General features: G+C 48.2%; 21 protein-coding genes. 19 read left to right on the forward strand and 2 right to left on the reverse strand.

The window, feature by feature from the left end; genetic code table 11:
* Nucleotide 1: 1 nt before the first annotated feature.
* The 12 genes from priA to QP794_RS19915 all read left to right on the forward strand — a co-directional run bounded on the left by priA (nucleotide 2) and on the right by QP794_RS19915 (nucleotide 12,331).
* Nucleotides 2-2,551 (forward strand): primosomal protein N', encoded by a 2,550-nt coding sequence (gene priA, locus QP794_RS19860; protein WP_285078589.1) that lies wholly within the window; start codon nucleotides 2-4, stop codon nucleotides 2,549-2,551.
* A 183-nt stretch (nucleotides 2,552-2,734) separates the two neighbouring features.
* Nucleotides 2,735-3,223: a peptide deformylase gene (gene def / locus QP794_RS19865; RefSeq protein WP_285078590.1), complete on the forward strand. Its 489-nt coding sequence runs from the start codon at nucleotides 2,735-2,737 to the stop codon at nucleotides 3,221-3,223.
* 12 nt (nucleotides 3,224-3,235) lie between these two features.
* The gene (gene fmt, locus QP794_RS19870) at nucleotides 3,236-4,189 is read left to right on the forward strand and encodes a methionyl-tRNA formyltransferase (RefSeq protein ID WP_285078591.1); all 954 of its coding nucleotides are present in this window, start codon (nucleotides 3,236-3,238) and stop codon (nucleotides 4,187-4,189) included.
* Nucleotides 4,186-5,706, forward strand: coding sequence for a 16S rRNA (cytosine(967)-C(5))-methyltransferase RsmB (rsmB, locus tag QP794_RS19875; protein WP_285078592.1), 1,521 nt, complete (start codon nucleotides 4,186-4,188; stop codon nucleotides 5,704-5,706). The genes fmt and rsmB overlap by 4 nt, the downstream gene beginning before the upstream one ends.
* Nucleotides 5,707-5,960: 254 nt before the next feature.
* Nucleotides 5,961-7,001 (forward strand): dual-specificity RNA methyltransferase RlmN, encoded by a 1,041-nt coding sequence (rlmN, locus tag QP794_RS19880; protein WP_024631114.1) that lies wholly within the window; start codon nucleotides 5,961-5,963, stop codon nucleotides 6,999-7,001.
* 7 nt (nucleotides 7,002-7,008) lie between these two features.
* Nucleotides 7,009-7,785 (forward strand): Stp1/IreP family PP2C-type Ser/Thr phosphatase, encoded by a 777-nt coding sequence (locus QP794_RS19885; RefSeq protein ID WP_024631113.1) that lies wholly within the window; start codon nucleotides 7,009-7,011, stop codon nucleotides 7,783-7,785.
* Complete coding sequence (gene pknB, locus QP794_RS19890) at nucleotides 7,782-9,992, forward strand: Stk1 family PASTA domain-containing Ser/Thr kinase (protein WP_285078593.1); 2,211 nt, start codon at nucleotides 7,782-7,784, stop codon at nucleotides 9,990-9,992. The genes QP794_RS19885 and pknB overlap by 4 nt, the downstream gene beginning before the upstream one ends.
* 62 nt (nucleotides 9,993-10,054) lie before the next feature.
* A complete protein-coding gene (gene rsgA, locus QP794_RS19895; RefSeq protein WP_285078594.1) occupies nucleotides 10,055-10,972 on the forward strand; it encodes a ribosome small subunit-dependent GTPase A in 918 nt (305 codons plus the stop codon).
* Between the two features lies 1 nt (nucleotide 10,973).
* Complete coding sequence (gene rpe, locus QP794_RS19900) at nucleotides 10,974-11,633, forward strand: ribulose-phosphate 3-epimerase (RefSeq protein WP_285078595.1); 660 nt, start codon at nucleotides 10,974-10,976, stop codon at nucleotides 11,631-11,633.
* Between the two features lie 2 nt (nucleotides 11,634-11,635).
* On the forward strand, nucleotides 11,636-11,887 hold the full coding sequence (locus tag QP794_RS19905) for a hypothetical protein (RefSeq protein ID WP_024631109.1): 252 nt from the start codon (nucleotides 11,636-11,638) through the stop codon (nucleotides 11,885-11,887).
* Nucleotides 11,888-12,054: 167 nt separating this feature from the next.
* Nucleotides 12,055-12,135 (forward strand): stage V sporulation protein SpoVM, encoded by an 81-nt coding sequence (spoVM, locus tag QP794_RS19910; RefSeq protein ID WP_019424875.1) that lies wholly within the window; start codon nucleotides 12,055-12,057, stop codon nucleotides 12,133-12,135.
* A gap of 1 nt (nucleotide 12,136) precedes the next feature.
* On the forward strand, nucleotides 12,137-12,331 hold the full coding sequence (locus tag QP794_RS19915) for a hypothetical protein (RefSeq protein WP_024631108.1): 195 nt from the start codon (nucleotides 12,137-12,139) through the stop codon (nucleotides 12,329-12,331).
* On the opposite strand, the gene rpmB is transcribed toward QP794_RS19915, so the two are convergent.
* A complete protein-coding gene (gene rpmB, locus QP794_RS19920; protein WP_024631107.1) occupies nucleotides 12,332-12,520 on the reverse strand; it encodes a 50S ribosomal protein L28 in 189 nt (62 codons plus the stop codon). It abuts the gene before it with no gap.
* A 641-nt stretch (nucleotides 12,521-13,161) separates the two neighbouring features.
* Here rpmB and QP794_RS19925 point away from each other — a divergent pair.
* The 4 genes from QP794_RS19925 to QP794_RS19940 all read left to right on the forward strand — a co-directional run bounded on the left by QP794_RS19925 (nucleotide 13,162) and on the right by QP794_RS19940 (nucleotide 18,369).
* On the forward strand, nucleotides 13,162-14,970 hold the full coding sequence (locus QP794_RS19925; RefSeq protein WP_285078596.1) for a DAK2 domain-containing protein: 1,809 nt from the start codon (nucleotides 13,162-13,164) through the stop codon (nucleotides 14,968-14,970).
* A gap of 78 nt (nucleotides 14,971-15,048) precedes the next feature.
* Nucleotides 15,049-15,912: a DegV family protein gene (locus QP794_RS19930; RefSeq protein WP_024631105.1), complete on the forward strand. Its 864-nt coding sequence runs from the start codon at nucleotides 15,049-15,051 to the stop codon at nucleotides 15,910-15,912.
* 10 nt (nucleotides 15,913-15,922) lie between these two features.
* Complete coding sequence (recG, locus tag QP794_RS19935; protein ID WP_024631104.1) at nucleotides 15,923-17,968, forward strand: ATP-dependent DNA helicase RecG; 2,046 nt, start codon at nucleotides 15,923-15,925, stop codon at nucleotides 17,966-17,968.
* Nucleotides 17,969-18,081: 113 nt separating this feature from the next.
* On the forward strand, nucleotides 18,082-18,369 hold the full coding sequence (locus QP794_RS19940) for a stage VI sporulation protein F (RefSeq protein WP_024631103.1): 288 nt from the start codon (nucleotides 18,082-18,084) through the stop codon (nucleotides 18,367-18,369).
* A gap of 349 nt (nucleotides 18,370-18,718) precedes the next feature.
* Here QP794_RS19940 and QP794_RS19945 read toward each other — a convergent pair whose 3' ends face one another.
* Nucleotides 18,719-19,288 carry a hypothetical protein gene (locus QP794_RS19945; protein ID WP_285078597.1) on the reverse strand — a complete coding sequence of 190 codons (570 nt, stop codon included), beginning with the start codon at nucleotides 19,286-19,288 and terminating at the stop codon, nucleotides 18,719-18,721.
* Nucleotides 19,289-20,009: 721 nt separating this feature from the next.
* Between QP794_RS19945 and QP794_RS19950 the strand changes: the two genes are divergently transcribed.
* The 3 genes from QP794_RS19950 to QP794_RS19960 all read left to right on the forward strand — a co-directional run bounded on the left by QP794_RS19950 (nucleotide 20,010) and on the right by QP794_RS19960 (nucleotide 23,889).
* Nucleotides 20,010-21,662 (forward strand): sensor histidine kinase, encoded by a 1,653-nt coding sequence (locus tag QP794_RS19950; RefSeq protein ID WP_285078709.1) that lies wholly within the window; start codon nucleotides 20,010-20,012, stop codon nucleotides 21,660-21,662.
* A gap of 10 nt (nucleotides 21,663-21,672) precedes the next feature.
* Nucleotides 21,673-22,485 (forward strand): LytR/AlgR family response regulator transcription factor, encoded by an 813-nt coding sequence (locus tag QP794_RS19955; protein ID WP_285078598.1) that lies wholly within the window; start codon nucleotides 21,673-21,675, stop codon nucleotides 22,483-22,485.
* Nucleotides 22,486-22,605: 120 nt separating this feature from the next.
* A complete protein-coding gene (locus tag QP794_RS19960) occupies nucleotides 22,606-23,889 on the forward strand; it encodes an L-lactate MFS transporter (RefSeq protein ID WP_285078599.1) in 1,284 nt (427 codons plus the stop codon).
* Nucleotides 23,890-24,012 lie beyond the last annotated feature (123 nt).

The raw sequence follows: 24,012 nt of genomic DNA on the forward strand, positions 1-24,012 counted from the left end.
TATGGAGATCGCCAAGGTTATTGTCGATGTTCCTGTGAAGCAGACGGACCGGCCCTTTGATTATCTGGTGCCGGAATCCATGCGTGAATGGATTGAGATTGGCAGCAGGGTAGGTGTACCTTTTGGTCATCGGACGGTGCAGGGGTTTGTCATTGATTTGGTGCCTCGTACGGGTGCGGAGTCTTTCAAACTCAAACCGATTCAGGAGCTGTTGGATATCGTTCCACCGTTGTCTGAAGATTTGGTGGAATTGGCCGAATGGATGAGTGAGCGTTATGCCAGCAACCGCATTTTGTCTTTGCAGGTGATGGTGCCGACCGCGCTGAAAGGCAAAGCGGAACGGTATATTTCGCTTGGAGATGGTCTTGACGGACAAAAGGCTGGTTCGGAGTCTGGTGAAGAAGTCCTTTTTGTGTGGGGAGAGGAATCGACATCAGAGAAAGTGCAGCAAGATATTATTCGTTTTGTGAAGAGTCGTGGGCAGGTTCCCTTACAACAACTGAGTCGCAAGTACCCCAATCATGCTGCGCTGATCAAGAAGTTGTTACTTAGTGGTGTCCTGCTGGAAAGCCAGGCGATCAAGGACAAGCTGAATAAAAAAACGATGAAGTCAATTGATCTGGCTGTGGATGTGGCAGCTGCGGAAGAGGCGTTGAATTCGTTTCCTGCAAAGGCCCAGCGGCAGAAGGAAGTTCTGGCTTTTTTGCTGGAGATGAAAGAACTGCTGCCCATGGCGATGAAAGAATTGCTGGCTACACTTCAGGTATCAGCGGCTACAGTCAAAGGGCTGGAGGAGAAAGGGTTGGTTGTAACGGAGGACGTCGAAGTCTTTCGTGATCCCTATCAGGGCCGTAAGTTCCGTGCGACGGAGCCACTGAATCTGACCGACGAGCAGCAGCATGTGTATAACAATATCAATGGTCGATTGCAGGAGAGACGCCATGGCGTCTTTTTGCTTCATGGTGTAACAGGCAGCGGCAAGACGGAAGTCTACCTTCAGACCATTCAGCGCTGTATTGAACAGGATCGACAGGCGATTGTGCTTGTACCTGAGATTGCGCTGACACCGCAGATGGTGGAGCGTTTCAAAGGACGCTTTGGCGATCAGGTCGCTGTGATGCACAGTCGTCTGTCTGGCGGAGAGCGTTATGATGAGTGGCGTAAAATTCGGGAAGGCCAGGTGACGGTTGCCATTGGTGCCCGGTCAGCCGTTTTTGCTCCATTCAGTCGTCTTGGCCTGATCATTATGGACGAGGAGCATGAGACTTCATATAAACAGGAAGAAACCCCGAAATATCATGCCCGTGATGTAGCGGTAAAAAGAGCACAGCAGCATCAGGCGGTCGTTGTTCTTGGTTCGGCGACACCCTCGCTGGAAAGTTACTATGCTGCGCGTTCACAGAGTAATGATGATTTTGCACCACTTTTGCTGGAGATGCCTACCCGCGCACTGGGGAACAAGCTGCCAGAGGTGCGGATTGTTGATATGCGGGAAGAGCTGAAGGATGGAAATCGCTCGATGTTCAGCCGCGCCTTGCACAAAGGGCTGGAGGAGCGGTTGGAGCGTGGGGAACAGACGGTGCTTCTGCTGAATCGACGCGGATATTCCACCTTTGTGATGTGTCGCAGTTGTGGATACGTTGCAGGCTGTCCCGAGTGTGATATTTCACTAACCTATCATCAGCGCTCCAACAATCTTCGTTGTCACTATTGTGGATATGCGGAAGCAGCACCAGAGGTATGTCCGGATTGCGGCAGTGAGCATATTCGATATTTCGGTACGGGTACACAGCGGGTAGAGGAAGAATTGGCCAAGCTGTTCCCGGGTATTCGCGTTATTCGGATGGACGTGGATACAACGAGCGAAAAAGGGTCACATGAGAAGCTGTTGAAGCAGTTTCGTGAGAAAAAGGCAGACGTTCTGCTGGGGACCCAGATGGTCGCCAAAGGGCTTGATTTTCCGGATGTCACCCTGGTTGGTGTTATAACAGCGGACTCGGCACTCAATTTGCCTGATTTCCGGGCTGCCGAAAAAACATTTCAGCTGCTCACTCAAGTGGCGGGCCGTGCAGGTCGACATCAACTGCCGGGTGAAGTATTTGTTCAGTCCTACACACCAGAGCACTATTCGATTGGGCATGCGAGCCAGCATGACTATGTTTCGTTTGTCCGTGAGGAATTATTGCATCGGCGCAATTTGCAGTACCCGCCATACTGTCGTCTGATTCTGGTGACATTCTCGCATGAACAGCTTCCGGTACTGATCCGGCTGGCAGAGAACTACACACGAATATTGAAAGAAAAGGCGAATGCGGCTGGCTGGCTGGGAAGTCTGGATCGTTTCAGCAATGAAGCCTTTGACGTGTTGGGCCCGGTAGCATCGCCCATTCCTCGGATCAAGAATAGATACCGATTCCAATGTATGATAAAATGGCGGGGGGATGTCGACGCCATTGGACTGGCGCTCGCGACGGCCCGGCGTATGGACGACGATGTTCAGGCGCAGAAGCTGCAAATTAGTCTGGATGTAGACCCGCAAATGTTAATGTAAGCATTTTGTAGTAAAATGCGGATGCAAACAAGCGGTATAAACATAGATTAAAAACAACATGAATGATGGCTCGATCTTTAAAATCAGTTTTTGATACCTGCTACATAGCAGAAAATCAGTACTTGTTTTTGAATGAGCCTGATGTCCTGAAATTATGATGAGGATTAGGAAGGTGCTTACAACATGTCGATTCGTATTATCGTGAAAGAACCGGATGATGTGCTACACAAAAGAGCTAAAGAAGTAACTAAAGTTACACCGAATGTTCAGAAGCTGCTGGATGATATGGCAGATACAATGTATGACGCAGAAGGCGTAGGTCTTGCTGCACCACAGGTTGGTATTTTGAAGCGCCTCATTGTGATTGATTGCGGAGATGAGCAGGGCCTGATCAAGATGATCAATCCGGAGATCATTTCGAGCGAGGGAGAGCAATTTGGACCCGAAGGCTGCTTGAGTATCCCTGGAATTAACGGTGATGTGCGTCGTTTTGAGACGGTTACCGTAAAGGGACTGGACCGTGAAGGCAAAGAACTGATTATTACGGGAAGTGGCTTGTTGTCTCGTGCGTTCCAGCATGAGATTGACCATTTGGATGGCGTACTCTTTACGGATATTGCTGAAAAGGTGTACGAAATTGCAGCCGATCAAACCGGGCCGCGTCGTAACTAAGGAGTGATTGATTTGAATATTGTTTTTATGGGAACGCCTGAATTTGCAGTTCCGTCTCTCGACATGCTTATCGCCGAGGGATATAACGTGGTTGGTGTAGTGACACAGCCGGATAAACCACAGGGCCGCAAAAAGGTGCTTACACCAACACCAGTCAAGGCTGCGGCAGAACGCCACGGCCTGCCTGTATTTCAACCAGTGAAACTGCGTGCTCCAGAAGCTGTAGCCCGATTGGCTGAATGGAAACCGGATCTGATTGTGACTGCGGCTTTTGGGCAGATTCTGCCCAAAGCTGTGCTGGATATGCCCGTTCGTGGTTGTGTGAACGTGCATGGTTCTCTTTTGCCCAAATATCGCGGTGGCGCCCCGATTCAACGTTCCATTATTAATGGAGAGTCGGTGACGGGAGTTACGCTGATGTTCATGGCGGAAGGCCTGGATACGGGGGATATGATCTCACGTGTGGAAGTGGCGATTACGGATGAAGATACATCAGGCTCCATGTTTGTGAAGCTTAGTGAAGCAGGCTCCAAATTGCTTCAGGAAGAAATGCCGCGTCTGGTTGCAGGCGAAACAACGGCTGTCCCTCAGGATGAAGCCGAGGCTTCGTATGCTCGCAATCTGACTCGGGATGACGAGAAGATGGACTGGAATCGAACGTCGCGTGAATTGTTCAATCAAATTCGCGGTCTTGTACCGTTCTCGGGTGCATTTACGATGTGGGATGAGCAGGTCTTCAAGGTCTGGGCAGCAGCAAATCCGAGGCAGGCGGATCTACTCACGTCTTCCGATGCTGGACAAGCCGAGCCGGGAACGGTATTACAATTGGGCAAGAATGGTATTGAAGTTCGCACAGGTGACGGTTCTCTCTGGCTTACTGAGGTTCAGCCTGCGGGTAAAAAGGTAATGCAAGCTGCTGACTTTGCACGTGGCGGAACCCTGAAACCGGGAACGGTGCTGCAATGAGCGGAAATACACCGGGCCGCCCGTCAGGAACTGGTCATAAAGTCGCAGGAAATACATCCGGGCGCGGAGGAAACCAGGGTCGTCCAAACTCCGGGAAATCTGGTGGTGCAGGGAACAGGTCTGCATCCCAGTCCGCTGCAAATGGTGTCTCACGCACTCCGCGGCCCAAAACCTCCGCGCGTGCACTCGCAGTGAAGGTGCTCAGCGCCGTTGAGCAAGAAGGGGCTTACAGCAACCTTGAGCTGAACCGGCGTTTGAAGGAAGCCGAGCTTAGTCCGGCAGATGCTGGACTGGCAACAGAACTGGTCTATGGTACGATCGCGCGACGGAATACCCTTGATTATTTTTTGGAAAGATACGTAGCCAAAGGTGTATCCAAACTGCAACCCTGGGTTCGCAGCTTGCTGCGCATTAGCGTATATCAGATGCTGTATCTGGACCGTATTCCGGAACACGCCGTGGTGAGTGAAGCTGTCAATTTGGCTAAGAAATTGGGACATCAGGGTATCTCCGGCATGGTGAACGGTGTTCTGCGGAACATGATCCGCAATCGGGATGAACTGCGAATTCCCGAACATCTGCCTGCTGCTGAACGTATCTCACTTGAGCACTCTCACCCGCTGTGGATGGTTGAACGCTGGATCAGTCAATATGGCGAAGAGAAAGCGGAAGCGATCTGTCGTGCAAATAATGAGCCGCCTGCGGTTAGTGTTCGTGTGAACACGACAATGACGACACGCGAGAAAATGATGCAAGAGATGGAGAGCACGGGGGCAGTCGTGGAACCTTCCCGGCTTAGTCCCGACGGCATTCTCGTTCGCAGTGGTGGTAATATGGCACTTACGTCCTGGTATCGGGATGGCCTATTATCCGTACAGGATGAGAGTTCGATGCTTGTAGCTGAGGCTGTTGGACCTGAGGAAGGTGAGACGGTACTGGACTGCTGTGCAGCTCCTGGTGGCAAGACAGCCCATATGGCAGAGAAAATGCAGGACCGTGGACGGATTGTTGCCAATGATGTACATGCTCATAAACGTCAGTTGATCATGGATCAGGCAGATCGTCTCGGACTCAGCTGTATTGATGCGGTGACAGGTGATGCCCTTGATCTGGATGAGCGTTATCCAGAGGCAACGTTTGACCGCATCCTGCTGGATGCGCCGTGTTCCGGTCTGGGTGTTATTCGCCGCAAGCCGGATGTCAAATGGACCAAAACTGCTGAAGACATTCAGGATATCTCCAATCTGCAGCGTGAACTGCTGGATCGAGTTGCACCACTATTAAAGCCAGGTGGTATTCTGGTATATAGCACGTGTACAATCGAGCCTGCGGAGAACGAGCATAGGGTTGCTGACTTTTTGGACCGGCATCCGGAATACAGGGCGGCTGAAGAGTCAGCCTGGTCTGGTATGGAAACAGCCGAGTGGAAGGTTGTGAACGGTGGTGTGCAGATTCTGCCACAGTACGCTCACAGTGACGGTTTTTTCATTGCCAGGTTGACAAGGATAGCGGATTAACAGTTTAATAGAGCACTGAAGGACAGCCGCCGAGGGGAACTTCGGCGGATTTCTTTGTGATAAGACTGAAGGTTAATAATCAGTTAAAAGTGATGATAGGGTGCGAGGCAGGCATTGAGGTGTTATAATGCATGAAGTAAAGGCATCAAGGGTATACATGGATGTAAAGTGGTCTTTGTGATAGAATAGGACGAATGGAACGAAAAAAAGGAAGCCAAACGAAAAGAAAAGAAGGAATAGGTGTTGACAACAAAATGAAACCTTTTATATATGATTATTCCCTGGAGGAGCTGCAACAATGGGCTATTGAGAACGGGGAACCGGCATTTCGCGGTGGTCAGATCTTCGACTGGATTTATGTGAAACGTGTGAATGATTTCAGTGAAATGACGAATCTGTCCAAAGCGCTCCGTGAAAAGCTGACTGAACAATTTGAATTTGTTACACTTACTGAAATTACGAAGTTTGAATCCAAGGATGGAACAGTGAAATTCCTGTTTGGTTTGCATGATGAACATGCGATCGAAACAGTTATCATGAAGCACAACTATGGTAACAGCATCTGTGTAACGACACAGGTTGGCTGCCGGATTGGCTGTACGTTCTGTGCCTCCACGCTGGGCGGACTCAAGCGTAACCTTACAGCTGGCGAAATTGTCGCTCAGGTTGTGCAAGCCCAAAAAATTCTGGATGAACGCGGTGAGCGGGTCAGCAGTATCGTGATCATGGGTTCAGGGGAGCCTTTTGAAAACTATGAAGCCACGATGACGTTCCTGCGGATCATGATTCACGAAAAAGGGCTGAATATCGGTCAGCGCCATATCACCGTGTCTACAAGTGGAATCGTACCGAACATCTATAAATTTGCAGATGAAGATACGCAGATTAACCTGGCGATTTCCATCCATGCGCCAAATGATGCTTTGCGTTCCAAGTTGATGCCGGTAAACCGCCGTTTTCCTTTCGAAGATGTAATGGAGTCTTTGCGTTATTATTTGGCTAAAACGGGTCGCAGAATTACGTTTGAGTACGCACTTATCGGCGGTGTGAATGATCAGCCGGAACATGCGGCAGAATTGGCAGGCGTGCTTAAGAACATGCTGTGCCACGTAAACCTGATTCCGGTCAACCATGTACCTGAGCGCAAGTACGTAAGAACATCCAGAAGCGACATTTTCAATTTTCAGAAGATTCTCTCGGAGCAGGGTGTTAATGTAACCATTCGTCGTGAACAGGGACATGATATTGCTGCCGCTTGCGGTCAGCTTCGTGCAAAGCATATGGAGTTGAGGTGAGAACGTTTTGATCAAAACAGTTCATGTGAGCCATATCGGACGGGTGCGTTCGGTGAATGAAGATTCAGCCTGGATTCGAAATCTCGATACAGGTTATATTCTGGGTATTGTTGCCGATGGTATGGGCGGTCATCTTGCAGGAGATACGGCGAGCCGTCTGGCGGTCGAGACGTTGGTGCAGGATCTGGGGACACTTGAGCCGGGTCTTTCACATGCGTCTTTGTCAGCCGCATTGAGCGATGCTATTTTGCATGCCAACGAAGTGATCTTCCGAACGGCGTCTACGGATGATAATTACCATAACATGGGGACCACCGTAGTTGCGGCATTGCTGAATGATACGGAAGGCGTTATTGGTCACATCGGTGACAGCAGGGCATACAAAATTGCAAATAAACATGTGATCCAGTTGACCGAGGACCATACACTGGTGAATGAATTGTTCAAAAATGGTCAGATCAGCAAAGAAGATGTCTCTCATCATCCGCGTCGCAATGTGCTCACACGTGCACTTGGGACAGATGCTGAAGTGAAGGTGGATCTGGATACCGTCAAGCTGGAAGAAGGCGAAGTTCTTCTCTTGTGCAGCGACGGGCTTAGTAATCTGGTCAGCAATGAGCAGATCATTCAGGTCGCAGGTAATCTGGAACTGGCGTTGGAAGATCGGGCTGATCGCTTACTTCAGCTGGCTTTGCTTGCGGGTGGAGATGACAATATCACGATAGCTTTGTTTGAACTGCAAAAGGAAGGTTCCGTGATATCGGAAACGGGGTGTGAGTCATGATTGGGCACCAGCTAGGCGGACGCTATGAAGTGATCGAGCGTGTCGGCGGCGGCGGCATGGCTCTTGTGTATAAGGCCCAGGATCTGTTGCTCAACCGGAATGTTGCCATCAAAGTGTTAAGACAGCAATTTGTCCACGACGAAGAATTTATTCGCCGTTTCCGCAGGGAAGCACAATCCGCAGCATCGCTGTCTCACCCTAACGTGGTCAGTATCTATGATGTGGGTCAGGAAGATGAAGTTCATTACATTGTTATGGAGTATGTCGAAGGCAAAAACCTGAATGAAATTATTAAAGAACGGGCGCCTTTGCAGGTGGACGAAGCGGTTCGAATCGGCTCCCAGATTGCAGATGCTCTCGATCATGCACATCATAATCAGATCATTCATCGGGATATCAAACCCCATAATATTTTAATTGGCCGTAATGGTCGTGTGAAAGTAACAGATTTCGGGATAGCCCGTGCGGTTACGTCCACAACGATTACACAGACCGGCTCGGTAGTCGGTTCCGTTCATTACTTCTCACCTGAGCATGCCAAAGGCATTGTGACTGGCGAGAAATCGGACTTATATTCTCTTGGTATCGTACTCTATCAAATGCTAACTGGGCAGCTTCCGTTCCTGGGAGAAAGTCCGATCAGCGTTGCTTTGAAGCATTTACAGGAAGAGTTTGATGAACCGCGCAAATTCAATCCGCTGATTCCGCAAAGCGTTGAGAACGTTATTCTGAAATCCATGCGCAAAAATCCGCAGGAGCGATACCAATCTGCGAAAGAAATGCAGACAGATCTGGAAACCTGCCTGATGCCGGAAAGACGTAATGAAGCGAAGATTGATTTTCCGGATGAGGATGATATCGATCAGACACGTGTCATGCCGGCGATCAAGCCGGAGCCACGAGGGGTTACATCTACAGGTGCTGCACCCGTGATAGAGTCTGACGATGATCACAACAAGGGCAAACCCAAAACAAAGAATTGGAAGAAGCCAGCGCTGCTGATCTCGTTGACGGTGCTTATTCTTATCGCGATGGTTGGAGTTGTATGGTACGTGAGAGGCATGCTTGTTGTGCCTGATGTGAAGGTGCCCAATGTTGTGAGTCAGACCGAAGAAAAGGCTCGTCAAATGCTGCAGGATAACGGACTTGTTGTCAGTGATAATGTCATCCGGGAGTACAAGGAAGGCATTGAGCCCGGTATTGTATTCGATCAGAGCAGGGATGAAGGCGATATCGTCAAAGAAGGCTCTGAGGTCCAGCTGAGTGTCGGGGCTGAAAAAGAACTGACCAAAATGATCAGTGTTGAAGGCAATACCTATGATGAGGCTGTCAAGAAGTTGATCGCTCTTGGTATCAATGGGGATCAGATCAAACGGAAGGATGATTTCTCGAATGACATTGCATCCGGGAACGTGATCTCCCAGACCCCAGGAGTCAATGAAGAATTTGATCCCGAAGCGACTGAAATTGTTCTGACTGTGAGCCAAGGCTCCAAAACAGTAAAAATGCCTGACTTGAAAAATCACACTCGAAGTGAGGCGGAGAGTATACTTAAATCCGCTGGCTTAGTCCTTGCACAGGTTCAGGAAGAACCGAGTTACACCGTAGATAAAGGCAAAGTGACACAACAATGGCCTGTGGAAGCTGGTACAGACGTGAATCCTGGTGATAAAATTACCATTTTCATTAGTACTGGATATCCGCCAGAGGCATTGAACTACACCTATAACATTAACGTCTCGCCAAAAGAAGTAGGAAAGAGCAGCAAAATTCGAATTACTTTCGAAGATGCTCGTGGCAAAAGTCAGGAATGGGGAACCCGGACAATCAAGTCTGCCCAGATGTTGACAATTCCGCTTATTCTGGCTCCAAACGTCGATGGTGTTGTCTCTGTCTACCGGGATGGCCAATTCCTGGATACGTATCTGGTGTCCTATAGTGAAGCCAAAAACGGAACGGTAGTTGTGCCTACCATTGAGCCCGAGAAGGGTGCAGAGCCGCCTCCAACAACGGAGGAGCCTGATCAAGGTGGCGGTGGCGATGACGAAGGCACCGTGGATACACATCAGGAAGGTGAACCGGATACACCTGTAGAGGGTGAAGGGGACAACGAAGAGGCAGATACTTCTGCGATGAAGAACGGTAATGGTCACGTCAAGGGAAAAGATAAGAAAAAGGAAGTCGTTAACGCATCAAGCCGTCCATAAGGGCGGCTTATTGCTGACGTTCAGGGTAGATGTACTGTAAATTAAAGGAGGGCGACGGAGCTATGCCAGAAGGTATCATCGTTAAAGCGCTAAGCGGTTACTATTATGTCATGCCACTGGAAGACAGCGGGGTGCCTTCGGTTGAAGGCTCCGCCGTTCAATGCCGGGCCAGAGGCATCTTCAGAAAACGAGGTACCTCACCGCTTGTGGGTGACCGAGTCAGCTATATGCTGACAGAGAACGGGGAAGGAACAGTAGATGAGATTCGAAAACGTGAGACGGAGTTGATTCGTCCCCCGGTAGCCAATGTAAGTCTGGCTGTTCTGTTATTTTCCGTTAAGGAACCGGACATGAATCTCAATCTGCTGGACAAATTCCTGGTACATATCGAGCAAGCCGGACTGGATGCACTGATTGTGCTCACCAAGCAGGACCTGGCTGATCCGGAAAACGATGCACGTGATACAGTAGCCGAAGTAAAGGCATTATACGAGCAGATCGGATATGAAGTTATCTCGACCAGTTCACGAACTGGTGAAGGCAATGAACAGCTCAAGAAGCGTCTTGCCGGCAAGATTAGTGTATTCTCTGGGCAATCCGGTGTAGGTAAATCTTCCATGCTAAACGCCTTGATGCCAGGCCTGACGCTGGAGACCAGTGCAATCAGTATGCGTCTAGGCCGAGGGAAACACACCACCAGACACGTGGAGCTCATACCCCTGGATAATGGTGGCTTTGTCGCCGATACGCCGGGATTCAGCCAACTGGACTTTCTGGAGATTGGTGTGGAGGAGCTATCCACTTGTTTCCGGGAGTTCGCTCAATATGCGGACCAGTGTAAGTTTCGAGGCTGTACGCATACGCATGAACCAGGTTGCCGAGTGCTTGCAGCCAAAGCGGAGGGAATGATCTCCGAAAGCCGTTATCACCATTACGAACAATTCCTTACAGAAATGAAAGACAAGAAGCGGAGGTACTAACATGATTAAAATTGCCCCATCTATTTTATCTGCGGATTTTGCCCGTCTCGGCGCGGAAGTGGCGGAAGCCCAAGCTGCTGGCGGAGACTGGATTCATGTTGATGTCATGGACGGTCATTTCGTCCCTAATATTACGCTTGGACCTGCGATTGTAAAAGCGATCGCTCCACATACAAGCTTGCCACTTGATGTTCATTTGATGATTGAGAATCCGGAGCGTTATGTCGAGGAATTCGCGAAAGCTGGTGCTGCCGTCATTACGGTTCATGCCGAGGCTTGTGTGCATCTGCACCGGGTTATTCATCTGATCAAGGAGCAGGGAGTCAAAGCAGGGGTTGCCCTTAATCCGGGAACTCCGGCGAGTGCTATTCAGGAAGTGCTGGACGATGTGGATATGGTGCTTGTCATGACCGTAAATCCAGGTTTTGGTGGACAGGCTTTCATCTCCGGCACCATGAACAAAATCAAGCAAATTCGCAGCTGGCTGAACGAAAAAGGACGTCATGATGTGCATATTGAAGTGGACGGCGGTATTGCTGCAGACACGGCTCCACTTGTGGTTGAAGCGGGAGCGGATGTGCTTGTTGCGGGAAGTGCTGTATTTGGACGTGAAGATCGGTCTGCCGCGATTGCCGAAATTCGCAGTAGCTACGGAGGCTGAGCATGAACCTCAAGGAGACGCTGTGGACAATGGCTGCAAGTCTCGTTACGGGACTGGTGCTGGCTATGTTTGCGGTTATTCAATCCCCTTATAATGCGATTACGTCATTGATCGGGGTTGGTGTTGTCATTATGTACTTCCGCAAATTTGACCGTACAGGACTTCGGGTTACTTTTGTGATATTCAGCATACTGTATTACTTATTGAGTGTATTCATGATAGCTGTCTATCAATATATCCCTACCCAAACCTAAATGACCTGATAACCGGGCTCGTCATTGTGGAATAGGGACAGAGGGTTCCGCATAAATATGGTTACATGAGCAGGTTTCTCATGTAGCCTTTTTTGTCGTGTTTAACGTAAAGAAGGCCTGGAGCATAGGATACGGCGGATGCATGAGCATGATGGGGAGGGTGAAGTATGAAATTTTACACATTCAAACTGCCGAAGTTTTTGGGAGGGTTTGTAAAGGCAATTCTTAATACGTTTCAAAAGAACTGACATGATTAAATGGTTACATTGGCGAATACCGCCGCTTTGGCTTCAGGATCATCTGGAATTCGGACCTGCGAAGCGCCATGCGGCGGCCATTCACATGCTGATGTGTGTATTCATGATTTTATTTCTGAATACCAAAAAAGCACCTGCAAGGAACAAGGTGCTTTTTGCTTACCCGATTTATAGTAGCTGTGCGTGATTATACGCGAGTCACTTTACCGGCTTTCAGTGCACGGGTGCTTACGTATACACGTTTTGGTTTACCGTTCACGAGAATACGGACCTTCTGAACGTTTACGCCCCAAGAACGACGGTTACGGTTGTTAGCGTGGGATACGTGGTTACCGGTGCCCGGTTTCTTACCTGTCACATAACATTTGCGAGACATAGATTACACCTCCTATCCTAAAATAACCAGTTGCCCTCCGGAGACACGAATGTCATTCCATAAGGACTAAAATTGTTCTTCCTGACCGCAATGGCCAGGTTCCAGTAGCTAATGGTGTGTTCAAGCCGGCATAGCCGGATCATTTCCATTACTAAACCTGCATAAAACAATACTTGAATATAATATCATATTGAAAAAAGCTTCGTCAACTGATCCAAAAACTTTATTTATTTCTCCTGTCTAATATAGTACAATGTTGAATAGTCCATAATACAGTGGTGAACAGGCTGTTGCCGCGGGGTAGCCGGAGAAAAAACCGGCCTTAGAGGTCGGTGGTCTGCTTTTTTGGCAACGCTGTGAGCTGCGGCATTCCATCATTGGCACCAGTCTCCATGCGGCATTCATGCCGGCTCTTGATACCGGTGCATATCCGTATGCCCCGAATTAGGGGTTACAGAGCAATTGCAGGATATCGGTTGCCCGGCCGCCCAGACCGTTAATCCGGCTGACATTATGTATTGTATGCCTGTGCCGGACAAGGTATGGACGAAGAATAACGCGATATGCGTTTGCGCATGAACAGACCAGATACATCTTGGTGCAAGATGTTCGTGTATCAAGCTAGGAAGGGGAATTCTCACTTGAGTATACGTTCTTTAAATGGAACAGATTTCACCGCAATGGTACTTGCCGGAGCGGAACAACTTGGACAGCATGCAGAGCACGTCAATTCCCTGAATGTTTTCCCTGTGCCGGATGGCGACACGGGAACGAACATGAATTTGACAATGAGTGCAGGAGTCGCAGAGATTAAACGCAAGAGTTCTGCCTCCATCGGAGAAGCTGCCGGTATTTTATCGAAAGGCCTGCTTATGGGTGCACGGGGGAACTCCGGAGTAATTTTATCTCAATTGTTCCGTGGATTCAGTCGTTCAGCTGCTCCTTACGAGGAACTGAATACACTCCAGTTCGCCGCAGCCCTGCAGAACGGTGTGGACGCAGCTTACAAAGCTGTAGTGAAACCCGTTGAAGGGACCATTCTTACCGTAGCCAAGGAAGCGGCGAAACATGCCAGCTACTACGCAAGACGGACGAATGATATAACTGAATTAATGAATGAAGTTTTGTTAAAAGCAAAAGAAGCACTGGCAATGACTCCGGAACTGCTGCCTGTATTGAAACAGGTCGGCGTTGTGGATTCAGGCGGCCAGGGGCTTGTATATATTTACGAGGGCTTTATGGACGTTCTGTTGCAAACGGACGGGGCTAGTCGCACATCCTTTCAGAAAGACGTACAGCCAACCGTAGCTTCATCTGCAATGAAACCGGCTGCACCGTCAGAAGTAATTCCTGCGAAGCCTGCACAGCAGGTAATCGTGCCGGAGATGCCAATGTCTGCTCAGGCGAGACTGGAAACGGAAGATATTGAGTTCCTGTATGACATGGAGTTCTTTATTAATCGCGAGCTGGGAGAGAACGCAGGCGTTGCATTCGATGACGAGGCATTCCGGAAAGCGTTGTCAGTTAACGGAGATTCCATCATTATTATTGCTGACGATGAAGTGATTAAGGTTCACGTGCATTCCAAGACACCTGGGGATGTATTAAACCTGGCCCTCCGTTATGGAGAAATCACACAAATTCACATTCTCAATATGCGTGAGCAGCATCGTGATCTGCTGACTGCTGGCATGGACATAGCGCCATCGCCTGAATTGTTCGCAGAGATCCCGCCTGAAGCAACACGCAGTCTGGAGCAAGCGGAGCCACCAGCAGATGAGATGGCGCCATATGGCTTTATCGCGGTATCTTCCGGTGATGGCATTGCAGAGATTTTCAAGAGTCTCGGCGTGGATGTTGTTCTGTCTGGTGGACAGACGATGAATCCGAGCACTGAAGATTTTGTGAAAGCGGTGCGTTCGATTGCAGCGGAACAGGTATTTATTTTGCCGAACAACTCCAACATTGTACTTGCTGCGCAGCAGGCTGGAGAGTTGCTTGAAGATGAGCGCCGAATTACTGTCATTCCGAGCAAGACGATTCCTCAGGGCATGGCAGCGGCTTTTGCTTTCCAGGAGGATGAGTCTGCGGAAACCAACCGTGACCATATGCTTGAGGCGATTAGCCGGGTGCAGTCTGGTCAAGTGACTCATGCGGTCAGAGATACGCAATATGATGAGCTTGATATCAAAGCAGGACACTACATCGGTATCCACAATTCCAAGATCGTGGCAACAGACGAAAGCATGCTGCACGCATGTGAAGGCTTGCTGCAACAGATGATGGAGAGCGGAGATGAAGTGATTACCATTCTTGAAGGGGACGAGGCGACCCCTGAGATTACTGATGCGCTTGTAGCTTGGCTCGAAGAACAATATCCTGATGCTGAGGTAGAGGTGCATCTTGGAGGACAGCCGGTTTATTATTATTTGTTCTCTGTAGAGTCCTAATAGAGATTGTTCAATAAGTCCCCAATGGATCACTATTTGAACATGCACTATAGCACTTAAGCAAAGAGGAGGGATCTCATGAGCCACAAGGTTGCGATCGTAACCGACAGTACCGCGGATATACCCGAAGAATTGGTACGTAAATACGGGATTCATGTTGTTCCGCTGCGTGTTCTGTTTGGGGAAGAAGCTTATGCAGACGGTGTTGATCTGACTTCAGAACAGTTCTATGCAAAGTTGGAGAAGGCATCTGTGCTGCCTACAACCTCACAGCCTTCTCCCACCGATTTTATGAATATCTATAACACACTGTTGGATGAGGACCCCGAACGGTCCATTGTATCGATTCATTTGTCTTCCGGTATGAGTGGTACTTATCAATCGGCGCTGCTTGGCAAATCGTTGCTGGAACGTGAAGGTGATATAACGGTACTGGATTCGAAGTCTGCATCCTATGGATATGGTTTATTGGTCGTACAGGCTGCCGAGCTTGCCGAACAGGGCAAATCCGCAGCTGAGATCGCTGCGGCTGTAGCAGCCATGCAGCGGAGCCGCAAGCTGTTCTTTCTTGTAGACACCTTGGAGTATTTACAGAAAGGCGGTCGGATCGGCAAGGCTGCGGCCATCTTGGGAACACTGCTGAATATTAAACCGATCTTGTCCATTGACGAGGAAGGCGTTATTTACGCAGTGGAGAAAGTCAGAGGTCACAAAAAAGCCATGGCACGCATTATTGAGCTGTTTCAGCAGGATCTGGCGGGTCAACGTGTTAATCTGGCGGTAGGTCATACCGCAGACCCCGGATCAGCGATCGCTTGTGCAGAGCAGTTGCGTGGGCATTTTACACTGAATGAAGTGGTGTATACCAATATTGGAGCCGTCATTGGCAGCCATGTTGGGCCAGGCGTAATTGCCATCTTTATGTGGCCTGTTCCGGAATGAGGGATTAGACATGAAATGGGAAGAAATATCGGTTAAACAAATTAGCGGCGTGAGTGCTCTCAAAGAGGGAGAGCTTCACGCCTTTGGCATCTCTACTGTAAAAGACCTGCTTGAATATTATCCGTTCCGTTATGAGGACTATCGTCTGCGTTCGCTCAGCGAAGTGAAGGATGGGGACAAAATTACGGTACAGGGCAAAGTGATGGGTATCCCGGTTTTGCAGCGTTATGGGAAAAAGTCACGCCTTACCTGTAAGGTAATGACGGAAGAGTGGATGATTTCAGCCACTTGGTTCAATCGGCATTTTTTGAAGGAGCAGCTTACACCCAACCGCGAGATTGTGATTACGGGGAAATGGGAACAGAAGCGTATGCAGATGACCGTAACAGATTCGGAATTCCCGGATAAAGGGGAAGGACGATCGGGCACACTGCAGCCTGTGTATTCGGTAACCGGTAAGCTTACACAGTCATGGATGCGCAAAACGATTAATCAGGGGTTAGTCCAGTTCGGGGACATGATCCCCGAAATTTTGCCTCAATCACTCATGAAGAAATATGGATTCATGCCCCGCAAACAGGCGATTGCCGGAATTCATCGCCCACAGGATAACCGGGAAGGCCAGCAGGCCAGACAGCGGATGGTGTATGAGGAACTATTTTTGTTTCAACTCAAGATGCAGGCTTATCGTGCATTGAACCGGGACCGTATGGATGGTGTAGTGCATACAACGGATAATACAACGATTCGCGAGTTTGTTCGCAGTCTGCCATTTGAACTGACGGATGCACAGAAGAAGGTAGAGCTTGAAATTCTGCATGATATGCGTTCACCGTATTCGATGAACCGTCTGTTGCAAGGCGATGTAGGCTCTGGAAAAACGGTTATTGCGGCAATTGCCCTGTATACAACCGTTCGTTCCGGTTTTCAAGGAGCTCTGATGGTCCCTACGGAGATTCTGGCAGAACAGCATATGCGCTCATTGCAAAAGCTGTTTGAACCTTTTGGCGTAACGGTGGGGCTGTTAACGGGCAGTGTCAATGGACGGAAGCGCAAAGATCTGATTGCATCCTTACAGATGGGCATGATCGACATCGTGGTGGGTACACATGCTTTAATTCAGGAGGATGTATTTTTTCGCGACCTGGGTCTTGTTGTTACGGATGAGCAGCATCGCTTCGGTGTGAACCAGCGCAGCATTTTGCGGCGTAAAGGGTACAACCCGGATGTGTTAACGATGACGGCGACACCAATTCCCCGAACACTAGCCATTACGGCTTTTGGTGATATTGAAGTATCGACCATCTCGGAACGTCCAAAAGGAAGGATTCCAATCTCGACGTACTGGGTTAAGCATGACATGATGGACCGGGTGCTTGGCTTTATTTCGCGAGAAGTGGACCAGGGACGCCAGGCCTATCTGATCTGTCCGCTCATTGAAGAGTCGGAGAAGCTGGATGTACAGAATGCGATTGACCTGCATATCCAGATGCAGCAAAATTTTCCGAAGTACCGTGTAGGTCTGCTGCATGGACGGATGACGGCTGGCGAGAAGGAAGAGATGATGCGTGACTTTTACAGCAACGATATTCAGCTTCTCGTCTCGACAACAGTCGTGGAGGTCGGGGTCGATGTGCCTAACGCAACACTGATGGTCATTATGGATGCGGACCGCTTCGGTCTCTCGCAGCTGCATCAGCTTCGTGGCCGGGTCGGTCGGGGCGCTCATGCCTCCTATTGTGTGCTCATTGCTGATCCCAAGACAGAAGTAGGACAGGAGCGCATGAAGGTTATGACAGAAACCGAAGATGGATTCGAAGTATCCCGTCGAGATCTGGATCTGCGGGGACCGGGTGATTTCTTTGGCACAAAGCAAAGTGGATTACCCGAGTTCCGTCTTGCCGACATGGTTGCAGATTTTGCCGTATTGGAGCAGGCCCGGGATGACGTGTCCAGTCTGATTGCGGATGCAAGCTTCTGGACCTCTGTTGACTACGCGCCTTTACGTGATTTTTTACAGCAGCAGCAAGTATTCCAGGGGGATCTGATCGATTGATTGGGCTGCCGAGTTGTGGTTTTCCACATTTTCCGTGGGAATATGTCAAGTGTACAGGCCCTTCTGTCATATGAATAAGAAGTGAGTTCATTATTCAGGAGGTGCTGTACGTTTTGGGTTACCAACAATATGGAATCAGTCCGCAGCTGGTGGAGCGGATCAAAACGAAGATGAAAAATCCCGCTGTCAAAGAGCGTATCAAAAAGTTGATAGATGGGGTCTCCAAGTCTGATTTGCAGGATAAGGCCAAGGTGAGAAGATTGGTCAAGTCGTCAGCGGTCATTTTGAATGAGAATTTTTCTACGGCTCAGGAGGAACAATTCGTTGCTTTTGTCCTTGCGCAGAAGATCGATCCGAACAATACGTTTCATTTGATTAAGCTGTGGGGCATGTTTAGGTAGGGATTCGATGTATTGTTGGGTGGTATAAAATGAACTACAGGGCGTTGTTACACGTGGCCACTCCGAGTGCAGTACCATCTTCCGATCGCTGTTACCCCCGGATTTTTAGATTAGAATTTCAAAAGGGTAAAATCCGGGGATAAAGGCGAGCGCTTCGCTTCTCCAGATTGGTTCTGCACTCTCCGTTACTATGTAACTGGAAGTTCACTTTATAAAACCAAATTACATCGAATGTGTATGAAGTAATTTAGTGGAAGGGGGTTCCATAAGTCAGGAAGATGACTTATGGAACCCCTTTTTATTTTTAGCAGCATGATACAAAACACTGTAGTGGGAATTAATCTATATTTTAAATACCCCATTCCCCTTTTTCGTTTTTAGTAAAGAAGTAGGTAATACCTTGATTCTCAATACTTCCGTCTGAGGATTTTCTTGCAAAGCGTACACCTGCTCTAATTTGTTCTGGATGATCGAGTTTTTCTAAAAGATCTAACTCATAGAACATGAATTGGTCGGCTGTGTTTTTGTAATAAAAGCCTTCTCTGATGGATTCCAAAGATTTTTTATTCAGATTCTGTTTAAACTTCTTTTCGTTATTCTCTACAACCGATTCAAGATTATTACTTAACTTGGAGATAATCTTTTCGTCAAAGAAGCTGCTTTTATATTTATCGAAATTAATATAGACACCTTTCTTAAAATCAGCCGCTGTGATGTCCTTAATTGCTTCAATCTCTGTTAGTCCAATCAGACGTTCAATGTTTGTTGGTGTAATGTTGGTTGAAGGGATTTGGTTTGTTGTGTTGTTAGGTTTTTCGTTATTGGAAAGGGTGTTATTATCGTCTGATTTTCCGCAAGCAGAAAGAAAGAAGCCTCCAATTAAACATAGAGATAAAATACCATAAGAGAGATTTTTCATTAAGTAAATTCCTCCTTGGAATACGAGATAAACGAGCTGTTGATTATAAGGCAGTTTTAATAGAAGAACTTTAGATAATTTTTTAAGACTTTGCATGTAGCTAGAGAAAAAAATTGTACCATCTCATCACTCTTTATTCTTAACAAAGAATGAACTGGTAGCTATTAAGGATGCAATAAATACTAAAATTAAAATATTGTTAGAAGGGACTGTTTTATATATGTAGTTTTCAGCTATTAGTACGAGGGTCGAAATACTTAAAATCACTCTCAGCACATGAGCTGAGGAACGATTAGGGTTTTTGGTGCGTTTCGAGATAAAGTAAACGATGTACCACAAACCACTAAAAAGCAGAAGTGAGCCTATCAATAACATTATAAACATGTAATACACCTTTCTTAAATAAATTACATTGAACCAATTAGCATAATGTTCCAATTAATTATAACATAGTGGATTTATGGAAGTGGCATTTTATGTGTAGAGAAGAGAATCAATTGGAATAAAATGAATTCTGTTTCATCTATTCAACAGGTTAGAGACTGTCCACTACATTCTTTTACATCTCATTTTCACAGGATTGACTTTGCTTTCCTCCTGGGGGAGCGGTAAACTGTTGCATACGAGCATATATGGACTCAAGATGAGAAAACGCTGCTGCGATCATGGGCGTTTATTTTTGTCGGATGTGGAGGAAGTCAGATTGACGGAGATGTTTACGATGCTGTTGGGGTTGTTTGAACGGGCGGCACTGCTGATTATATTTTTATTCTTTCTGTCGAGGATACCGCGGTTTAGGCAGATTTTGCAAAAGGGAAAATTGAGATGGCAGGAGTACATTGCGGTTACGTTGTTATTCTGTGCGTTTGCCATCTTTGGAACCTATACCGGTATTAATGTGGAAGGCTCGCTGGTGAATGTGCGCATTATTGCGATCATGTCTGGCGGCATTTTGTTTGGAGCGCCTGTGGGCATCATTACCGGGATTGTCTCCGGGGTGCATCGGTACTTGATCGATATGGATGGGATTACGGCGATCCCCTGTCTGATTACGAGTATCCTGGCAGGTCTGGTGTCCGGTTATATACATAAGTATACGCCCAAGTCGAAGCGCTGGATGGTTGGTATTGCGGCCGGAATGATCTGTGAGGCACTCACGATGATGCTGATTCTGTTGTATTCTTACCCTGATCCCTTGGGGGCGGATATTGTCTCGAAGATTGCATTGCCGATGATATTGGGTGAGATGAATATTGGGCTGATCGTGCTGCTGGTGCAGAGTGTGGAAGGGGAAAAGGAAATGATTGCGGCTCGTCAGGCCAAGCTGGCGCTGGAGATTGCGAACAAGACCTTGCCCTACTTCCGTTCCATTGACGAAGATTCCTTGCGGAAGATATGCCGGATTATTCAGGAGGATATTCAGGCGGATGCGGTTGCGATTACGGATACCCGAAATGTACTGGCTTATGTGGGATTTGGTGAGGAACGATATCATATCGGGAATGAAATTATTAGTGAGATGACGAAGAAAACGATCTCCAGCGGAGAGATTACGATTAGTAATGATGTAATTGATGAAAAAACGCCGGATATTCACTCCCTCCTCATCATTCCGCTCAAAGAGCGGGGAGAAGTGACGGGGGCTCTGAAAATTTATTACCGCAAAGCGTACAAGATCACGTATCCGTTGCAAACAATGGCTGTGGGCCTGTCTCAGATTATTTCCACCCAGATGGAAGTATCTCGTGTAGAGGAGATTAAGGCTGCGGCCAATAAAGCGGAGCTGCGTGCATTACAGACCACGATTCATCCTCATTTTCTATTCAATGCGCTGAACGCCATTGCTTCATCGATTCGCACTAAGCCGGATCGGGCACGTGAGTTGATCGTTAATCTGTCGGGATATATGCGCTATAACCTGGAGCTGTCAGATGAGCTTATTGATATTCATAAGGAACTGGAGCAGGTCCGCAATTATGTAGAAATTGAGAAGGCTCGCTTCGGCAGCAGGCTTAACGTCATCTATGACATTGATGAGGTGGCTGTGCATATTCCAAGTCTGGTCATCCAGCCGCTTGTGGAAAATGCCATTATCCACGGCATTCTCAAGGTAAAAGGACCCGGGACTGTACGGATTCGGGTACAGGATTATCCTGACTTTGTGCGAATTGGGGTCAGTGACACAGGAGCAGGTATTGGAGCCGACATTATTGAGCGTGTGTACCATGACCGGATGCCTGCCAACCAAATCGGTTTGTACAACGTACATCGGCGGGTGAAGCTCATTTATGGGCAGGGGCTAACAATTACGAGGCTGGAGCAAGGAACCGATATTTTATTTGATGTACCCAAAGGAGATGTAGTGACAAGGTGATGAACGGTTAATGAGAGCCCTTATTGTTGAAGATGAAATTCCGGCAAGTGAGGAACTGAATTATTTGATACAGGAACATAGCCAAATTGAAGTGGTAGATTGTCTGGAAGATGGACTGGATGTGCTGAAGTTTCTGCAGGAGCAGGAAGTCGACGTTATTTTTCTAGACATAAACATTCCTTCGCTGGACGGCATGATGCTGGCACATCATATTGGGAAGTTTGCAAGCAAGCCATATATCGTATTTACAACAGCCTATAAGGAACATGCGGCAGAAGCATTTGAGCTGGAGGCGTTTGACTATATTCTGAAGCCTTATGATGAGAAACGGATTGCTGCGATGGTGAATAAACTTGAAACGGCGTTCAGACGGGATCATGAGCAGGTGAAACGTGAACGTGGCAGCGACGATGGACAGGCTCACCATGCGGCTCAAGTGAACGATGAATGGCCTGCATCCACGATGCAGGCGCGGGAATCCAATGCACAGACGGGACGACGTATCAATCTGCTGCGCAATGACAATATTATTGTGACAGACACCACCGATATTTATTATGCGGAAGCACAAGAGAAAGTCACGAAGGTGTATACCAAAAACGGTGAGTTTACGATGCCGGTCAGTATTTCGGATTTTCACGGCCGTTTGCCGCAAGAGACCTTTTTCCGCTGTCATCGCTCTTACGTGGTGAATTTGTCTCAAATCCGTGAAATTGTGCCCTGGTTTAACAATACGTATCTGCTTAGCCTGCGCGATCTGGAGGCTGAAGTGCCTGTTAGCCGGGGCAAGGTCAAGGAATTCAGGCAGCTCATGCGCATCTAGAGGCATTTCATTCCGCCTCTGATGCAACTCATGCTCAAATCGGTGTAATGAATCCCCTTTCATGTATGATTAGCTTGTGAACGCATTCATATATATGACATCGGCAAAGGGGAGATCACGATGAAAGCAGCTATTTCATCCACACCTAATTCTACATCTATGAAAATGAACCGCTGGCTTATTGTACTGGGCACCATTATTGTACAAATGGGTCTCGGAACCATCTACACCTGGAGTTTATTTAATCAACCGCTGTCTGATCGTTTCGGATGGGACGTCAGCTCGGTCGCGATAACTTTTTCGATAACCAGTTTTGCTTTGGCATTTGCCACACTGTTTGCAGGACGACTGCAAGAACGATGGGGGCTTCGTCGCCTGATTCGGGTAGCCGGTGTGGTGCTTGGTCTGGGACTCGTGCTTAGTTCTCAAGTGAGTTCGTTGACACTGCTTTACATCCTGGCCGGATTTGTGGTTGGATTCGCGGATGGTACGGCATATATTACTTCCCTGTCCAACCTGATCAAATGGTTCCCTGAGCGAAAAGGTCTGATCTCGGGTATTTCGGTCGGGGCCTTTGGTACGGGTAGTCTGTTGTTCAAATACGTGAACTCTGCATTAATCGGTGCCGTTGGTCCTGCTCAAGCCTTTATGTACTGGGGCATTATTGTATTGGTATTGATTGTGGGCGGCTCGTTCCTGATCCGTGAAGCGGTAGTTCGTGAACAAGCTCCAGCAAGCAGCGCCGAAGGTGCGAAGCAACAAGAAGTACGTCATGATTATACGGTCAAAGAAATGCTGCGTACGAAAGAAGCTTACATGCTGTTCGTTATTTTCTTCACGGCATGTATGAGTGGACTGTATCTGATCGGTATTGTGAAAGACATCGGTGTACAGCTGGCAGGACTTAACGTGGCTACAGCTGCCAATGCGGTAGCGATGGTTGCTATCTTTAACACCGCTGGACGTATCATTTTGGGTGCGCTGTCGGATAAAGTAGGACGGATGAAAGTCATTGCGGGAGCACTGCTGGTTACGGCTGTTGCCGTAATGACGCTGAGTCTGGTACCGCTGAGCTTTAGTATCTTCTTCGCCTGTGTAGCCGCTATCGCGTTCTGCTTTGGTGGCAATATCACGGTCTTCCCGGCGATTGTGGCAGATTACTTCGGACTGAAAAATCAGAGCAAAAACTACGGCGTCATCTATCAGGGATTTGGATTGGGTGCCTTGGCCGGATCGTTTATCAGCGCCCTGCTGGGCGGATTCCATCTTACCTTTATTGTGATCGCTGTACTGTGTGCCGTCTCGCTCCTGCTGGCGTTGATTATTACGCCTCCGGGTCAGGGACGTCATACACGTCAACGTGAACAGCAGATGAATCTTAACCCTTCATCCCGGGCAAGCTGATCGTATGGGGACGAAGTTCTATTTTATAAAAAGCAAGCTGGGCGGTCTCTGTGGAGGCCGCTTTTTTGGTACCAGCTCAACCGGAGAGGAGAGAGACTTCTGTACATGAAGCGGTTGTGTGCA

The organism is Paenibacillus sp. UMB7766-LJ446 (assembly GCF_030226665.1).
In the GTDB taxonomy this organism is placed as follows: Bacteria; Bacillota; Bacilli; order Paenibacillales; family Paenibacillaceae; genus Paenibacillus; species Paenibacillus vandeheii.

Bases quoted from the DNA above. Each gene is read 5' to 3' on its own strand.
- QP794_RS19915 (WP_024631108.1), top strand. From the start codon at position 12,137: ATGATTAAATGGTTACATTGGCGAATACCGCCGCTTTGGCTTCAGGAT.
- rlmN (WP_024631114.1), top strand. From the start codon at position 5,961: ATGAAACCTTTTATATATGATTATTCCCTGGAGGAGCTGCAACAATGG.
- QP794_RS19930 (WP_024631105.1), top strand. From the start codon at position 15,049: ATGAGCCACAAGGTTGCGATCGTAACCGACAGTACCGCGGATATACCC.
- QP794_RS19945 (WP_285078597.1), bottom strand. From the start codon at position 19,288: ATGAAAAATCTCTCTTATGGTATTTTATCTCTATGTTTAATTGGAGGC.
- spoVM (WP_019424875.1), top strand. From the start codon at position 12,055: ATGAAATTTTACACATTCAAACTGCCGAAGTTTTTGGGAGGGTTTGTA.
- QP794_RS19960 (WP_285078599.1), top strand. From the start codon at position 22,606: ATGAAAGCAGCTATTTCATCCACACCTAATTCTACATCTATGAAAATG.
- rsmB (WP_285078592.1), top strand. From the start codon at position 4,186: ATGAGCGGAAATACACCGGGCCGCCCGTCAGGAACTGGTCATAAAGTC.
- priA (WP_285078589.1), top strand. From the start codon at position 2: ATGGAGATCGCCAAGGTTATTGTCGATGTTCCTGTGAAGCAGACGGAC.
- def (WP_285078590.1), top strand. From the start codon at position 2,735: ATGTCGATTCGTATTATCGTGAAAGAACCGGATGATGTGCTACACAAA.
- QP794_RS19905 (WP_024631109.1), top strand. From the start codon at position 11,636: ATGAACCTCAAGGAGACGCTGTGGACAATGGCTGCAAGTCTCGTTACG.
- QP794_RS19950 (WP_285078709.1), top strand. From the start codon at position 20,010: ATGCTGTTGGGGTTGTTTGAACGGGCGGCACTGCTGATTATATTTTTA.
- recG (WP_024631104.1), top strand. From the start codon at position 15,923: ATGAAATGGGAAGAAATATCGGTTAAACAAATTAGCGGCGTGAGTGCT.
- pknB (WP_285078593.1), top strand. From the start codon at position 7,782: ATGATTGGGCACCAGCTAGGCGGACGCTATGAAGTGATCGAGCGTGTC.
- rsgA (WP_285078594.1), top strand. From the start codon at position 10,055: ATGCCAGAAGGTATCATCGTTAAAGCGCTAAGCGGTTACTATTATGTC.
- rpe (WP_285078595.1), top strand. From the start codon at position 10,974: ATGATTAAAATTGCCCCATCTATTTTATCTGCGGATTTTGCCCGTCTC.
- rpmB (WP_024631107.1), bottom strand. From the start codon at position 12,520: ATGTCTCGCAAATGTTATGTGACAGGTAAGAAACCGGGCACCGGTAAC.
- QP794_RS19955 (WP_285078598.1), top strand. From the start codon at position 21,673: ATGAGAGCCCTTATTGTTGAAGATGAAATTCCGGCAAGTGAGGAACTG.